This window comes from Shewanella marinintestina, assembly GCF_023283845.1.
In the GTDB taxonomy this organism is placed as follows: Bacteria; Pseudomonadota; Gammaproteobacteria; order Enterobacterales; family Shewanellaceae; genus Shewanella; species Shewanella marinintestina.
In genome coordinates, this window is record NZ_JAKILC010000014.1 from 34,306 (window position 1) to 49,540 (window position 15,235).

12 protein-coding genes are annotated in these 15,235 nt (G+C 43.1%); 6 read left to right on the forward strand and 6 right to left on the reverse strand.

Features of this window, described 5'->3' with window-relative positions:
• Positions 1-175: 175 nt before the first annotated feature.
• A complete protein-coding gene (locus L2747_RS14875) occupies positions 176-2,716 on the forward strand; it encodes a M14 family zinc carboxypeptidase (protein WP_248999800.1) in 2,541 nt (846 codons plus the stop codon).
• Between the two features lie 8 nt (positions 2,717-2,724).
• Here the strand turns inward: L2747_RS14875 and L2747_RS14880 are convergent, their stop codons facing one another.
• Entirely contained in the window at positions 2,725-3,408 is a 684-nt protein-coding gene (locus L2747_RS14880) for a ComF family protein (protein WP_248999801.1), read from the reverse strand.
• Between the two features lie 80 nt (positions 3,409-3,488).
• Between L2747_RS14880 and bioH the strand changes: the two genes are divergently transcribed.
• Both bioH and L2747_RS14890 read left to right on the forward strand, forming a co-directional pair.
• Positions 3,489-4,274, forward strand: coding sequence for a pimeloyl-ACP methyl ester esterase BioH (gene bioH, locus L2747_RS14885; protein WP_248999802.1), 786 nt, complete (start codon positions 3,489-3,491; stop codon positions 4,272-4,274).
• A 103-nt stretch (positions 4,275-4,377) separates the two neighbouring features.
• On the forward strand, positions 4,378-4,872 hold the full coding sequence (locus L2747_RS14890; protein ID WP_248999803.1) for a hypothetical protein: 495 nt from the start codon (positions 4,378-4,380) through the stop codon (positions 4,870-4,872).
• A 152-nt stretch (positions 4,873-5,024) separates the two neighbouring features.
• Here L2747_RS14890 and L2747_RS14895 read toward each other — a convergent pair whose 3' ends face one another.
• Together L2747_RS14895 and greB are read right to left on the reverse strand one after the other, a co-directional pair.
• Complete coding sequence (locus tag L2747_RS14895) at positions 5,025-7,370, reverse strand: Tex family protein (RefSeq protein WP_248999804.1); 2,346 nt, start codon at positions 7,368-7,370, stop codon at positions 5,025-5,027.
• Between the two features lie 140 nt (positions 7,371-7,510).
• Positions 7,511-7,990, reverse strand: coding sequence for a transcription elongation factor GreB (greB, locus tag L2747_RS14900; RefSeq protein WP_220778305.1), 480 nt, complete (start codon positions 7,988-7,990; stop codon positions 7,511-7,513).
• Between the two features lie 452 nt (positions 7,991-8,442).
• Between greB and ompR the strand changes: the two genes are divergently transcribed.
• The 3 genes from ompR (at position 8,443) to L2747_RS14915 (ending at position 12,542) form a co-directional block, all read left to right on the forward strand.
• On the forward strand, positions 8,443-9,168 hold the full coding sequence (gene ompR / locus L2747_RS14905) for an osmolarity response regulator transcription factor OmpR (RefSeq protein WP_248999805.1): 726 nt from the start codon (positions 8,443-8,445) through the stop codon (positions 9,166-9,168).
• Positions 9,169-9,183: 15 nt separating this feature from the next.
• Complete coding sequence (gene envZ / locus L2747_RS14910; RefSeq protein WP_248999806.1) at positions 9,184-10,506, forward strand: two-component system sensor histidine kinase EnvZ; 1,323 nt, start codon at positions 9,184-9,186, stop codon at positions 10,504-10,506.
• A 95-nt stretch (positions 10,507-10,601) separates the two neighbouring features.
• The gene (locus L2747_RS14915; RefSeq protein WP_248999807.1) at positions 10,602-12,542 is read left to right on the forward strand and encodes a methyl-accepting chemotaxis protein; all 1,941 of its coding nucleotides are present in this window, start codon (positions 10,602-10,604) and stop codon (positions 12,540-12,542) included.
• 44 nt (positions 12,543-12,586) lie between these two features.
• On the opposite strand, the gene L2747_RS14920 is transcribed toward L2747_RS14915, so the two are convergent.
• From L2747_RS14920 to L2747_RS14930, 3 genes are all read right to left on the reverse strand, one after another.
• Positions 12,587-13,060, reverse strand: a complete 474-nt coding sequence (locus L2747_RS14920) for a peroxiredoxin (protein WP_248999808.1) — start codon at positions 13,058-13,060, stop codon at positions 12,587-12,589.
• 238 nt (positions 13,061-13,298) lie between these two features.
• Positions 13,299-14,306 (reverse strand): LysR family transcriptional regulator, encoded by a 1,008-nt coding sequence (locus L2747_RS14925; protein ID WP_248999809.1) that lies wholly within the window; start codon positions 14,304-14,306, stop codon positions 13,299-13,301.
• 154 nt (positions 14,307-14,460) lie between these two features.
• Positions 14,461-15,219, reverse strand: coding sequence for an outer membrane protein OmpK (locus tag L2747_RS14930; RefSeq protein WP_248999810.1), 759 nt, complete (start codon positions 15,217-15,219; stop codon positions 14,461-14,463).
• Between the last annotated feature and the right edge of the window lie 16 nt (positions 15,220-15,235).

The window sequence follows — 15,235 nt, forward strand, 5'->3', positions numbered from 1 at the left end:
TTAGTAAGAATTAGCCCTATAATACTCTTACTCTGCATTCCTTTGTAGCCCCTAATGCTCACAGATTAAGAATTAACACGAATCAGGTCACAGTTTTTTATCTTCCCCTAGAGTGGTTTTGTCGCCTACGAGCTGTTAATTTAACAACAATATTATAAATATAACGAAAAACTCCATGTTAAGAATCGGTCTTGTTGTTTTGTGCGCTTTTTTGATGTTACCCGCCTTTTTTGCTGAAGCGAAGAAGACGCGTCTAACCGACAATCCACTCTATGGCGTTGCAACGATAAGTCCAGAGGAGTTTCTCGGTTATCCACTTGGCGAGCGCCTATTACGTCACGACCAAATCAATTACTACCTGCAGCAAATCGCTCAACAAAACCCGAGAGTGTCTCTCGAAGATACAGGCGTTAGCCATGAGGTAAGAAAGCAGCTTACCGCAGTGATTACCTCGGTTGAAAACCAAGCCAAACTCGATGATATCTTAGCGCAGCGCCAACAAGTAAAATATGGCGCGAAACAAGGTGGGCCATTAATTATTTGGCTAGCTTACTCAATTCATGGAGATGAAATTAGCGGCGCTCACAGCGCATTAAAACTTAGCCATATGCTCGCCACCAGTGAAGAGAAATGGGTAACCGATCTACTGAATAACGCCGTCGTACTTATCACTCCAAGCCAAAACCCCGATGGACTTGATCGCTTTTCAACGTGGGCTAATGGCTATGCAGGCAAAGTGGCGGTTAGCGATCCCAACCATAAAGAGCATAAACAAGGTTGGCCATCAGGCAGAAGTAACCACTACTTAGCCGATCTTAACCGTGACTGGCTATTTCTGCGTCATCCAGAATCCCAAGGTCGCGTTGCGCTATTTCACCGCTGGCAACCCCATTATGTTGGCGATTTTCATGAAATGGGCCATAACAACACTTACTTTTTCCAACCCGGCGTTCCCGATAGAACGCACCCACTGACGCCCGCTGCAAACCAAAAACTCACTGCCAAGTTAGCTGCATATCATCAAGCTGAACTGGACACCCAAAAGCAGTCTTATTTTAGTCGACAGCTATTCGATGACTTTTTCTATGGCAAAGGCTCTACCTACCCCGACATTAATGGCGCAATAGGCGTGCTGTTTGAACAAGCAAGTGCCCGCGGCCAACAACAAGACTCGGTAAATGGTTTAGTCACTATGCAGGAAGCTATCGACAACCAATACGCAACGTCGATTTCAAGCCTAAAAGGCGCGTTGGCACTAAAATCTGATCTAGAGGAATATCAAGCCGAGTTTTTTGATAAAAAACATCAAAAGGCGATAAAGAAAAAGCCGCGTCAAGCTGGGCTATTAATGAGTACCGAACATGATAGTGGTCGGATAAAAGTACTGACTCAACTGCTCGACCAACACCAAATTGAATATTATTATCTTACTAACCCACTATCTCAAGGTGGTGTTGATTTTGAGGTCAACAGCAGTATTTTTATCCCTAATAATCAAGCACAGTCATCGCTCTTAAAAGCCATGTTTGATGACAGAACTGAGTTTGTCGACCCAACCTTTTATGATATCTCTACCTGGAACTTACAACACGCTTTTGATTTAACTTTACGCCGTAACGTTAAACTCGAATTAAGTGTACTAAGCCAAACTGCGCCAATATTCAGCGCTAATAAATTAGATGACAAAGCCGTCGCTTTATTGGTTGATTGGCGTCAAAGCCAAGCCGTTTTACTGCTGCAACAGCTACTAGAACAGGGCATGCTAGTGAAGTTTGCCGCCAAACCTTTTAGCATCAAACAAGATAGTCAAAACATCGACTTTTCTGCTGGCAGCCTGCAAATTCCACTCAAACAGGATAAATTTTCATCGAGTGAGATTATTAAACGAGTCGCAGAACTTAGTCTACAATTGCAAGTTGAGGTTATCGCCACGAATACCAGCTCAGCAAGCGCAGGAATCGATCTTGGTAGCCCCGATTTCAAACTGATTAAGCCTATTCGTCCGCTTATCATCAGCGGTAAAGGCACCTCAATATCTGAAGTTGGGCAGCTTTGGTATTACCTCGACAACACTTTAGGTGTTGCCACAACTATGGTCGACATTAATCAACTTGAAACCATTAAGCTCAGCGATTATAGCCATGTGCTGCTGGCCGATGGACGCTACCAAACATTAGACGAGCGCTTTGCGCGGAAGCTCGGGCAATTTGCCAGCGAAGGCGGCGTGGTCATCGCGCAGAAAGGTGCGCTCAATTGGCTAAGTCGATCAAACCTGCTCAAAACTAACTTACGTAGCGATCGTTTTTATAAGCAATTGTTTGATGCTGAAGGACTCACATTCGATGAAAAGTCTCAATTCCGCGCAAAACAAGCCATTGGCGGTGCAATTTTGGAGCTTAAACTCGATACTAGCCACCCTATCAATTTTGGTTTACGTAGCGATAGATTACCTGTATTGAAAAATAAGGTGTCTGGGTTTTCGCAAGTCAATAGCGACTTTAGCGTGGCAGCCAAGTATGCATCACAACCCTTATTAAGTGGCTATTTAGCCCGAGAGTATCAAAGTAGTTTTAGCAACAGTGCAGCAATTATTGTTGAGTCACGCAATAACGGCGCTGTCGTCGCACTTGCAGACAATTTGCTGTTTAGAAATATCTGGCTAGGCAGTGAGAAAGTTTACGCCAATGCACTCTACTTTATCCCTGCTTTACATTAAGAGCACAGTTACTTTACGCCCGGTGCCTCAGCCCTAGCGAGGCACCATACCTGCACTTGAACATGCTTGTATTGAAACAGCTTAGCGATCTCCTTAACCGTGGTACCCGTTGTCACCACGTCGTCAATCAAGGCCACTCGCTGCCAGTTAAACTCATCTGTAAGCTCAAATGCACTTTGTAGGTTTTTACGGCGCAATTTACCACTCAGCCCAGCTTGAGGCTTAGTATCTCGGACGCGAAAGAGCATATCGTCGATTAATGGAATATTAAGGCGTTTAGACAGCGCTTTAGCAATAATCCAAGCCTGATTAAAACCTCTTTGTCGCAGCCGATTACGGTGCAGTGGCACGGGTATTAATACTTGTGGTAGCTCAACTAACCCTAACCGCTCTAAGTAAATTAGTCGCAACACAAGTGCCTCAACCAGCACCTCAATCACTGCAAATTGAGCCTGATATTTTATCTGCCCGACCCAGTGGCCAATCCCATCATGATAACGACACGGAGCAATCACTAATATTGGATCTGACAGCATGCATTTTCCGCACAAAGCCATGGGTAATGTTAACTCTTTGCCACAGCCTAAGCAGATCTCCGTTTGATAACAACATGCTTTCAAACATACTGCACATAAACCACTGTGATCCGAGACGATATGTTGATGGCACATCAAACAGCGATTGGGTAACATAGCCGCAAGCCATCTACTGCAAGGTATTTTGTTGATAGGTGAAGTCCTTTTCTATTATCTGTACACCCAGCGAGATCGATATGAATCAAAATCAGCTACACATTGAATCAATTGGCCAAGGCCCTGATCTCGTCATCCTCCATGGTTGGGGTGTTAACAGCGCCGTATTTACACCTTTAAAAGATGCTTTAGCAGAGTATAGAGTCCACTATGTCGATCTGCCGGGATTTGGTAATAGCCAAGTTGTAGCGGGCGATATTCAAAACTGGCTTACAGCCATCATGCAACAGCTGCCCGAGACCGCAATTTGGACTGGCTGGTCGCTCGGTGGCCTAGTGGCAACACTTGCGGCTATTCATTACCCAAAGCGAGTGAGCGCCCTATGTACCATAGCATCGTCACCTTGCTTTATGGCACGGGAAGATTGGCCGGGGATCCCGCCTGAAGTGTTAGGGCAATTTGCCAGCCAATTAACCCAAGATCTCGATAAAACCGTCGAGCGATTCTTAGCGATTCAAGCCATGGGCAGCCAAACAGCCAAAGCAGACATTAAACAACTGCGTGAGTTAGTACTCGCTCGCCCACGAGCACAACACACTGCGCTAGCCCAAGGTTTAGGAATGCTTGAAACCGTTGATCTTCGGGCTGAACTAACTCAAATAAAGCAGCCTTGGTTAAGAGTATGGGGCCGACTGGACGGGTTAGTGCCTCGCCGCGTAATGAAATCCATACCACAACTTGAAAATAGCCAAGATCTGCTAATGCTTAAAGCCTCACATGCACCATTTATTAGCCATACAGCAGAGTTTATTGAAGGCTACTTGCTCTGGCTTAACACTCAAGCAAATAGCATTAACCTAAGCTGATTTAATACAAGTAATTACAGATCGAGTAATACTTTATTTCCAAGCCCAAATTGATTAATATTTAAACGCAAATGTTAATTAGTGAATAGGGCGAGCTTATAAAATGTTAGTGGTCACTAACTATCCTAATGTGCCAATTGCGACATCCAATGCCGCAACTGATTCCGCGCGCACGGATAGCCAACAACGGCCACCGATTATTCCGCCACAACAGCCGACCAAAGGCCATGAAGAACGTGCCTTTAGTCCGCAGCATGAACGTACTGCCGACCAAACCCAAACTCAAGCTAAACTGCGCGAATCAGTGCAAGACAAACAACAGCGTCAGTCACAACAGCAAGAACAATCAGGCCAAGAAAAGCAAAAACAGAATCAAGCTCTAAACCTAAAGCAGCTATTAAGCCAACGCGCACCACTAAAACGTAGTGATATAAAGTTACCCGGGCAAGCAGCACCGAATGCTGAGAAAAACTCTCCCAAGCAGCCAATGCCAAATGAAACTCTACAGTTCTATCAAGCTTTCGGTGTACATATTGAAGCCTTTTATCAACAACGAACCGAGCCAAATTCACAACCTGTTTTTTTAGAAACCGCGTAAAGTTTTACGTTAGCGAACACTATTGGCGTCTTATTGACGACTCTAATTTTTTTAGAAACGGTATAAAAAAACCGACAAGCTTAGTTGTCGGTTTTTTATTTAGCTGAATATTTTATCTGGCAGCTATTGCCATCAATATCGGGCTTTACGCGTTACTTTTTCAATTTAGCGAAAGCGTCAGCAAAGGCGTTACCCATAGCGGCATTCGCTTGCTGCTTAGGTTTGTGGGTCTTTTGCTGCGGGCGTTGATTTGCGCCTTTATTAGGGGCACCTTTACTATGGTTGCTTGCAGGGCGTGGGGCACTCTTAGGCGCATCACTAGCCTTATCTTCAAGACGCATAGTCAGTCCGATACGGCGACGCTCAGCATCCACTTCCATCACTTTAACTTTTACGATGTCACCAGCTTTAACGACCTTGTGCGGATCATCAATAAACTTGTCTGTCATTGACGAAATATGCACTAAACCATCTTGGTGTACACCCACATCAACAAAGGCACCAAAGTTAGTTACGTTAGTCACCACACCTTCTAAGATCATATCCAGCTTAAGATCTTTAATCTCTTCTACGCCTTCTTTAAAGGTCGCAGTCTTAAACTCACCACGAGGATCGCGTCCCGGTTTATCAAGTTCCGTCAAGATATCGGTTACAGTCGGTAAACCAAATTCGCTAGTAATAAAATCTTTGGCTTCAAGTGCTTTTAGTAACTCGGAATTACCGATGATTTCAGCCACTGATACCCCTTTAGCGCTAGCAATTGACTCTACCAATGCATAAGCCTCTGGGTGAACAGATGAGCCATCAAGCGGGTTATCGCCCTCTGTAATACGCAAGAAACCTGCTGCTTGCTCGTAAGCTTTAGGGCCTAAACGTGCAACTTTAAGTAGCGCTTTGCGGTTGTTAAAGCGCCCTTGCTCATCACGGTGAGTCACTATGTTGCGAGCTAAGGTTTTGTTGAGACCTGCAACTTGTGCAAGTAGCGCTGCAGATGCCATATTCACATCAACACCCACGCCGTTTACACAATCTTCTACAACCGCTTCTAGCGAGCTTGATAACTGACTTTGGCTAACGTCATGCTGATACTGGCCAACACCAATCGCTTTTGGCTCGATTTTAACAAGTTCAGCCAATGGATCTTGTAAGCGACGCGCAATTGAAACCGCGCCACGGATCGATACATCGATATCAGGAAATTCTTCAGAGGCTAGTTCAGATGCAGAGTAAACCGATGCACCCGCTTCACTAACCATTATTTTGGTCAATCTTGGCAAATCAGCTTTAACTTGGCTAATCAAATCAGCCGCTAGCTTATCGGTCTCGCGTGATGCTGTGCCGTTACCAATCGCAATTAACTCAACCTTATGCATTTTAACTAGGTTAGATAAAGTTCTTACTGACTTATCCCACTGATTTTGCGGTGCATGCGGGAAAATAGTCGTGTGCGCAACTAACTTACCCGTATCGTTAACGATAGCAACTTTTACGCCTGAGCGTAGACCCGGATCTAAACCTAGCGTTGCTTTGGCACCAGCAGGAGCAGCCATCAGTAAATCGCCTAAGTTGCGAGCAAACACCTTAATCGCTTCTTGTTCAGCAGTTTCACGCATACGACCAAGAAACTCGGTTTCCATCTGTAATGCAATCTTCACCTTCCAAGTCGAAGCAACCACAGTCTTTAACCAAGTATCAACTTTAGAATCACTAAGACCAAGCTTAAAGTGGTCGATAATAATCACTTCACAATAGCTGGCTTGCTTGGCATCTTGATGCGGATCTGCATTGATATTTAAGCTGAGCATACCTTCATTACGGCCACGAAGCATTGCCAATGCGCGGTGCGATGGTACTTTAGTTAGCTTTTCAGAATGCTCAAAGTAATCTCTAAACTTGGCGCCTTCTTTTTCTTTTCCCTTCAACATACGGCTTTCAAGTACTGCATTTTGCTCTACTTGAGTACGAATTTTTTGCAGTAACTCAGCGTCTTCAGCAAAGCGCTCCATTAGAATAAAACGTGCGCCATCAAGCACTGCTTTAGCATCGGCAAATCCCGCAGCTGCATTAATATAGTCAGCCGCGACAGCTTCACAATCAGCTTGACGGTTGGCTAATAAGAAATCTGCTAGTGGTTCAATACCGGCTTCTATCGCAATGAGGCCTTTAGTGCGACGCTTCGGCTTATAAGGAAGGTATAAATCTTCTAGGCGAGTTTTACTATCTGCAGCGTTAATTGCAGCTTTCAGCTCAGGCGTTAACTTACTTTGAGCTTCAATGCTCGACAAAATCACATTACGACGATCATTCAAATCACGTAAGTAACTAAGACGACTGTTCAATGTGCGTAACTGCGCATCATCCAAGCCACCAGTGGCTTCTTTACGGTAACGGGCAATAAACGGCACCGTCGCACCATCGTCGAGTAATGAAATAGTATCGGTAACTTGTTGCTGGCGAACGTTAAGTTCTTCAGCGATGAGCTGTGCAATATTTTGCATAAATAGAGGTCGAGCCTAGTTGATAAAGGGGATTTTGCCAAAGATACCACAGCCTATGGCTTTGGTTAATGCTAATACTAAGACAATTATGCTATTTGCGCCGCGGATCCGCGGCACACGTTTCACAGAAACCAAAGAATCTACTCGAAGCCTTGATAGGAAATGCGATTGATATACCAAACTTGTTCACCGTTTGGCGTCTTGATCACCGCTTCGTCATCGACTTCTTTCTTCAACAAACCCCGCGCCATTGGCGAATCAATTGAGATATAGTCTTTGCGGCCAAAAATTTCATCATAACCAACAATTTTAAACTGCAGTTTATTGCCATCATCGTTTTCGATTTCAACCCAAGCACCAAAAAAGACCTTGCCCTCTTGCGCAGGGGAATAGTCAACAACCTGCACATTTTCTAAGGTTTTACGCAAATATCTAACCCTACGGTCGATTTCACGCAGTTTACGCTTATTAAATGTGTAGTCAGCATTTTCACTTCTATCGCCTAAACTAGCAGCCCAACTAACAATTTTAGTGATTTCAGGTCGATGTTCACGCCAAAGATAATTTAGTTCTTTTTGTAATTTTTCGAAACCTTCACGGGTAACGATTGCGGTTCTCATAGGTTCTACTTTCTATAATTATGGTAACTAAGATAATCGAGGTTTTAGCCGAGGCTATTAGCCCTACTCTAGCGCAATAGCAAGCTCCAGACTATAAACAACAGCATTATCTAACGCTAAATTTCTGTTAGTTTGCTATGTTGCAATGGTCTTATGGCCAATGCACTTTTTTACCCCACAGCTAGCTATAACTAGCATTATTGCATCGATATTCAACAAAGCAGCTAATTTGTTACAATTTAACCGGCAACAATACGCTATAAAAAACATTATAATTCATGAAATTAAAAGTTTTGCATCAATATAGTCATGCTTAGTTACTGAACTAATTGAAATCTAACTAGTCATTTAATTAGCAAAGACGCTATATTAAGCAAGCACATAAGATTAATAACAAATAAGCTAGGTAGCGATTATTTACACGCCTATCGATAGCAATAAGGGACCTAAGCATGGGACAAGAAACCTCTAAAATTCTCGTTGTTGACGATGATATGAGATTACGTGCGTTGTTAGAGCGCTACTTGATGGAGCAAGGTTATCAAGTGCGTAGCGCAGCCAATGCAGAACAAATGGACCGCTTATTAGAACGCGAGAATTTTCACTTACTTGTATTAGATCTTATGCTGCCCGGTGAAGACGGCCTTTCTATTTGTCGTCGACTACGCCAAACCGGTAACCCTATACCTATTGTAATGCTTACAGCCAAGGGCGATGAAGTAGATAGAATTATCGGTCTAGAGTTAGGTGCCGATGACTATTTGCCTAAACCATTTAACCCAAGGGAACTGTTAGCGCGAATTAAGGCAGTAATGCGTCGCCAGACACCTGAGGTCCCAGGCGCACCAACACTGCAAGAAGAAGAGATCACTTTTGGTGAGTATTCTTTAAACTTGGCCACTCGTGAGATGCACCATGGTGAAGAAAGTATTGCATTAACTAGCGGTGAGTTTGCGGTACTCAAGGTCTTAGTGAGCCACCCACGCGAGCCTTTATCACGCGACAAACTAATGAACCTAGCTCGAGGCCGTGACTACTCAGCACTAGAACGCTCTATTGACGTGCAGGTGTCTCGACTGCGTCGACTCATTGAAAAAGATGCAGCCAACCCGCGTTATATTCAAACCGTATGGGGCTTGGGCTATGTATTTGTGCCAGATGGCCAGTCACGTAAGTAATTTTAAGCAAGTAAAATGCCTTTAAACAGACGATGGTGGCAGCGCCTTCTGCCACGCAGTTCTTTCAGCCAAACAGTAATGTTAATTGGCTGTTTGCTGCTGACTAATCAGCTTGTATCTTACATCTCTGTTGCCGTTTATTTTATAAAACCTAGCTACCAACAGATAAACCAACTTATTGCTCGACAAGTAAAATTGCTGTTTGTTGATGGCGTAGATATTGGTCGCGAACACTTAACTATGGTGGACGCATTAAATGCCAAGGTGCGCGATGACACCATGCATTTTTATAATCAAAAACAAGCTCGCCAAGCCGGTATAGAACGCGCAACCTACTACAGCTTTTTATCATCACAAATGTCTGAATACTTAGGCGGCGAAGCTGAAGTACGTATTGCCCAAGGTGAAGAATTTGAAATTTGGATCCGCCCCCCTCAAGCGCCTTCTATTTGGATAAAAGTTCCACTCACCGGGCTTAATGAAAAAAATCTATCTCCGCTAACTTTGTATCTTATGGTAATTGGTGCATTGAGTGTTGCCGGGGGATGGTGGTTTGCTCGTCAGCAAAATCGCCCGCTGCGACGTTTGCAAAAAGCCGCAACGGCGGTATCCCGTGGTGATTACCCTGAACCATTACCTTTAAGTGGATCAACCGAAATTGTTGAAGTAACCAATACTTTCAACCAAATGTCTCACAGCATGAGGCAGCTAGAACAAGATCGCGCACTCTTAATGGCTGGTATTTCTCACGATCTGCGCACGCCACTTACCCGCATTCGGTTAGCCTCTGAAATGATGGTGGAAGAAGATCAGTACCTAAAAGATGGCATTGTGAATGATATCGAAGATATGGACGCCATCATCAATCAGTTCATCTCTTATATTAGACAAGATCAAGAAGGCACCCGCGAGTTAGAGCAGATCAACGACCTGATACAAGATGTGATCCAAGCGGAATCGAACCGAGAAGGCAATATCGATTCTGATTTAAGCCAATGCCCTAACATACCTATGCAAGGTGTCGCCATAAAACGTGTGATTAGCAATTTGGTAGAAAATGCCTACCGCTACGGCAACGGCTGGGTCAAAATCAGTTCACAGTTTAACGGACAGTTTATCGGTTTTAGTGTCGAAGATAATGGTTCAGGCATAAATGAAGAGCAAATTCCTAAACTTTTCCAGCCATTTACACAAGGCGATACTGCACGAGGAAGTGTTGGTTCTGGTCTAGGCTTAGCGATTATCAAACGTATTGTTGATAGACATCAGGGCAAAGTGATTTTAACGAATCGCAGCGAAGGAGGATTACATGCGCAAGTGTGGTTACCGATTGAATAAACCGTTTAAATGATGAATTAATCTATTGTTTGTTGTAATTTTTTTGTAACTCAAGTGCCATATTCTAACGCCACTTTTAAAGATTGGCGTAGAATATGAAAATCTCAACTTTGTCTCTATCTGCCTCGGCGATTCTATTAATTATCGCAGCCTTGCTGGCTGGCGTGGTATTTTGGAGCAGCGAAGAACGTCAGTTTAGCGAACAACAAACCTCTGAATTACAAAAGATCCAAACTAAATTCCTCGTCAAAATCAGACGCGATCTCGACGGCTATTTATCCACAGGAAATGCTGGTCAGCTTGAACAGGCAAAGCTCAACTTAATCGCAATTCAAAGCCAAATCAGCCAGCAAACTGGCGTTAACACTAAAAAGCTACAAGCCACACTTCACCAATTTATCCAAGCACTAGACAATGAATACCGAGCAGCAGGAAAACTCGCCGGTAACCCGCGTCAGCTCTTAGCCCATGCTGAATCAGAAATGATAGATAATAATCGACGCTTAGCTGACTATGCCTTTCAAGGACAGGCAACACACCTACAACTTGCCGATAAATATATTGCATTAACAACTCGCCTACCGCCTATTATTTATGAATTATCGCAAGTCACATCGAACTACTTAATTGATAAAGAGCAGCGTTTAAAATCGATATTAGCTAGCCTGATTAGTGAACTAGAAATATGGCATAATGAGCTTGATTCTTTAGTCTTGTTAGGCATTTATCAGACTATAGAGGCCGATGAATTTGCATTGGGCGACGATGAAGCAGAGCAGATCGAGGTAGGTGAAAATTACCGTAACGAGTTGCTAAGCTTAACTAATCGATACAATAAAGAGGTCGCCAACACGCACACATTATTGATTGAAAACCAGCGTACCCAGCAAGCATTGATTGAAGATGTTGCAATTATCGAAAACTTATTACTCGACCTTGGTGCCCAACAAGATAAACAAAACCAGCTGTTAAAGCAGGAACTCATGCTCGCGATCTACACTATGGTCTCGATCCTTATCCTGTTTGCTATTGGCTATTTCATATTACAACAACGCCGAGTCATTAATCCGTTAAAGCATTTAAATAACGCTTTTTCTAAGCTAAGCGAATCAAATAGCCGTGAACGCTTAGCGATTCAACGCCGTTGCGAAACAGGAGAGATTGCTGGTCACTTCAATCAATTATTGCATCGCTTTGAACAAGAAGATGAACAGCAACGGCAACAGATCACCCAAGTATCGCAATCCCTCTCGCAATTAGTTGACCGGATCTGTCACATCTCCGCCAGCACCGAGCAAACCCAAAGTATTGTGTTAACCGCACAAAATCAAACTGAGCATATTCGGCAATTAGCTAAAGATGTTAGTCAAACCACTGAACAGGTACAGCAAAGTGCACAACAAACTATGCTGCAAATGCAGCAAAGTCAGCAAGAATCACAAGCGGTACTCGATGCTACAACAGAAACACAAGCAGCCGTAAAGCACTGTCATCAGTCGCTTGCCAGCCTGACGACCTCTGTTTCAGATGTTTCGCGAATTATCGATGTAATTGGCAACATTGCCGAGCAAACAAATCTACTCGCACTCAATGCAGCAATTGAGGCAGCCAGAGCTGGTGAGCAAGGTAGAGGATTTGCGGTTGTTGCAGAGGAAGTTCGCAACCTTTCTCAACGTACACAGCTTTCACTTAAAGAAATAATGGAGATCCTTAATCAGCTTACCCAAGCCAATAGCGAGCTTGACGCTAGAGTCAATGGGATTGAGGAAGCAACGCAGGCACAAAGAAGCCGCGCGCAAAGCTTATGGCAAGTAGCCCAAAGTGTACAAACTCAAGCAAGTGCCATGGCGACTACAGCCCAGCAAGGCGCTAATAGTACGCTAGAGCAAGTGTCACACTTAGATGACTTTGTCGTTGCCATGCAAAGCCTTAAAAATCATGCACAGGCTTCATCAGAGCAGAGCGAAGTCATAGCCAATGAAGTGCAGCAAAGCGTTGAGAGTATTGAAGTGAGTTTAGGTATTAGGATGGCTTAATAGCCTAAAAAGGAGCCATAAGGCTCCATGGAACTAGCTAGCATTTAAAGTGTGGCTAAAATAGCTTCAGCAGTACTGACTTCAAACGATTTTGGCGCTTCAACATTTAGCGTTGTAACAACACCGTTATCAACCACCATGGCATAGCGTTGTGAACGCACGCCGCCAAAGCCTGCTGTATCCATTTCCAAGCCTAGCGCTTGAGTGAAACTAGCATCACCATCCGCAAGCATCATCAGCTCAGCTGCATTTTGGGTATCGCCCCAAGCTTTCATCACAAATGCGTCGTTAACCGAAACACAAGCGATTAAGTCAACTCCCTTAGCTTTAAGTTGATCAGCAAATACAATAAAGCCAGGCAGATGCGCTTCAGAGCAAGTGGGGGTAAATGCGCCTGGCACTGCAAATAACACGACTTTTTTATCTGCAAAGAGCTCAGTTATATCATGGTTAAGCATGCCGTCGTTGGTTAGTTCAGAAAGTGTGCCAGCAGGTAATTTTTGGCCTTGTTCAATCATTAGAATATTCCTTCATTATGTGTCTAAGTAGAAAAGTAATTTCCCTAATCCTAGTTGAATTTACGTCAAACAAACACAGAGAGAAAACAAGGTTATCATTACGCTTAGTTAAAACACTCGAGTTTATAAAAATAGAACTTTAATTAACAGTAATTATTGCCATTAAATATATAGCATTAATAATGCGTTTTTAATAATAAACATGCTGCATATAATTAAAACTATAACGTTCCACTTATTACACACTTTCACAAATTGCTTTATTACAAACAACTACATTACCAATTATTGAAATTACATCATCCCTTTCGTACTGACTATTTACATAATCGAAAAATGACTTAAAAATGAATTCAATCAAATAATTTGTTTCTTGAGAACCATAGCGCGTCTTACTAATATACAAACGATAATTACACTCTATTTCATCTATTTGCGGTGGACCTTTCAAAAGGGTCAAGCCAGAGAGATCTTTAGGTAAGGAAACTGCCGAAGTGTAAGTAATAGCATTGCTATTATGCAACGCACTAAAAATACTACTGACATAACCGAGTCTACCAACAAAATTAGGCTCAAGACCATGCTGTTTCAACACTCGCTCAATAAGCGAATTACCATTGTTATTCCATCCAGCAAGATCATTTAAAATTACCGGATACATAGCGAGATCTTCTAAGGTTATTTGTCCCTGTTTACTCAGAGGATGCCCCTCTCTAACTACGCATAATCTGTAACAAGGGACGACTTCAACATCATAAATTCCTTTAGTACCATTTTGCATAATATGAATACCAAAATGAACTGCCCCTTTATCTAAATCCTTCATTGCGTTTAGGTACCAAGGCCTTGCGCACAGCGCTACCTTGGGCAAAGTTTTTTGTAGATCTGTGAATAACTTGCCAAACCAACCACAGGCAGTATCGTCGGCAACCAATGAAAGTTCGCGCTCGATTTGAGACGGTGAAAAATCATTACCGTGAATGAGTTCTTCTTCGACACGATTAATAATATCTTGAGCAAAATGTCCGACTTGCAAACATCGTTCAGTAGGTTTCAACCCTTTACCCGTTCTGATAAACATCTCATCTGAAAATATGCCGCGTAGTCGTCGCAAGTGGTAGCTTATCGTCGACTGGCTCATACCCAGTTCATCAGAAGCAACACAAGCATTACCATGCTTTATAAGACTCACAATTAACTGTAAGTGAGCGATAGATAGATCCTTTACGCTTTCATTGCTATTCATCTAACTTCCTTGAGAACATATTGACATGTTTAGATATTAATCGTTAGCGAACCAGCAAAACACCTTCGTTAGCTGTATCTCATAAGTTGTTCACACATATTAAAAAACTGGGATACAGAGATAAAGTAACCACCTGTTCCGCATCCCATTTCCCTTAAAAGTTATAACCTGCTTCAAAGAGTAATTCACCACCACCGTTCAACGCGCCCCCCCAGCTTTTGCGGTGCTTATATAACGTACTAACAAAGAACTGAGAGTTAAAACGATAGTCGATACCTATAATTGCTTGATGACCATATGAGTCAAAGCCAAATACTTCACGATGTTCATCACTTCTATCAAACTGCGCTTCGTAATAAGCCTTAGCGAACCATTCAGATGTCAAAGGGTAGCCAAGCATAATAGTAGTAGCGCCTCCTGATGCACCATTAAAGGACTTACCCGTAGGCGAAAAAGTGCCATAGGCATACTGCATACCTAAACCTATCGTTCCCTTTAGTTTTCCTAGGGAGACATCGTAAGAACCACCTAAATAAAAATTTTGCTCCATCCAAGGTTTATTGGCGCAAGTGAATGATTGTCCCCAAATATTAAATGGTGAATCACCAAGGTTATAATCCAGCTTCAACCAAGCTTTAGTGGTTGCGCCTGCATCTTTTCCTTGCTGGTTTTCAGCGCTGTCTAGTGGGTTTTCAAACCTTAACCAGCCTGTCGCACTTCCCCAGTCGGCAATTGTGGTATGGCCTAGAATTAGATGAGCCTGATCATAGAGATTTGGGTTTTTATCTTCGGCATCGAGTAAGTATTCATAACCGACAATAATATTATTTTGCTGAAATAGTACTTCTGCATTGGCAGCTGATACCCCGGATAGACTTAATACTACAGCGGCAATTGGCGTTGAAATTTTCATTATTTTCCCCTAAAAA

Coding starts and splice junctions, on each gene's coding strand:
- L2747_RS14875 (WP_248999800.1), top strand. CDS start 176: ATGTTAAGAATCGGTCTTGTTGTTTTGTGCGCTTTTTTGATGTTACCC.
- L2747_RS14880 (WP_248999801.1), bottom strand. CDS start 3,408: ATGTTACCCAATCGCTGTTTGATGTGCCATCAACATATCGTCTCGGAT.
- bioH (WP_248999802.1), top strand. CDS start 3,489: ATGAATCAAAATCAGCTACACATTGAATCAATTGGCCAAGGCCCTGAT.
- L2747_RS14890 (WP_248999803.1), top strand. CDS start 4,378: ATGTTAGTGGTCACTAACTATCCTAATGTGCCAATTGCGACATCCAAT.
- L2747_RS14895 (WP_248999804.1), bottom strand. CDS start 7,370: ATGCAAAATATTGCACAGCTCATCGCTGAAGAACTTAACGTTCGCCAG.
- greB (WP_220778305.1), bottom strand. CDS start 7,990: ATGAGAACCGCAATCGTTACCCGTGAAGGTTTCGAAAAATTACAAAAA.
- ompR (WP_248999805.1), top strand. CDS start 8,443: ATGGGACAAGAAACCTCTAAAATTCTCGTTGTTGACGATGATATGAGA.
- envZ (WP_248999806.1), top strand. CDS start 9,184: ATGCCTTTAAACAGACGATGGTGGCAGCGCCTTCTGCCACGCAGTTCT.
- L2747_RS14915 (WP_248999807.1), top strand. CDS start 10,602: ATGAAAATCTCAACTTTGTCTCTATCTGCCTCGGCGATTCTATTAATT.
- L2747_RS14920 (WP_248999808.1), bottom strand. CDS start 13,060: ATGATTGAACAAGGCCAAAAATTACCTGCTGGCACACTTTCTGAACTA.
- L2747_RS14925 (WP_248999809.1), bottom strand. CDS start 14,306: ATGAATAGCAATGAAAGCGTAAAGGATCTATCTATCGCTCACTTACAG.
- L2747_RS14930 (WP_248999810.1), bottom strand. CDS start 15,219: ATGAAAATTTCAACGCCAATTGCCGCTGTAGTATTAAGTCTATCCGGG.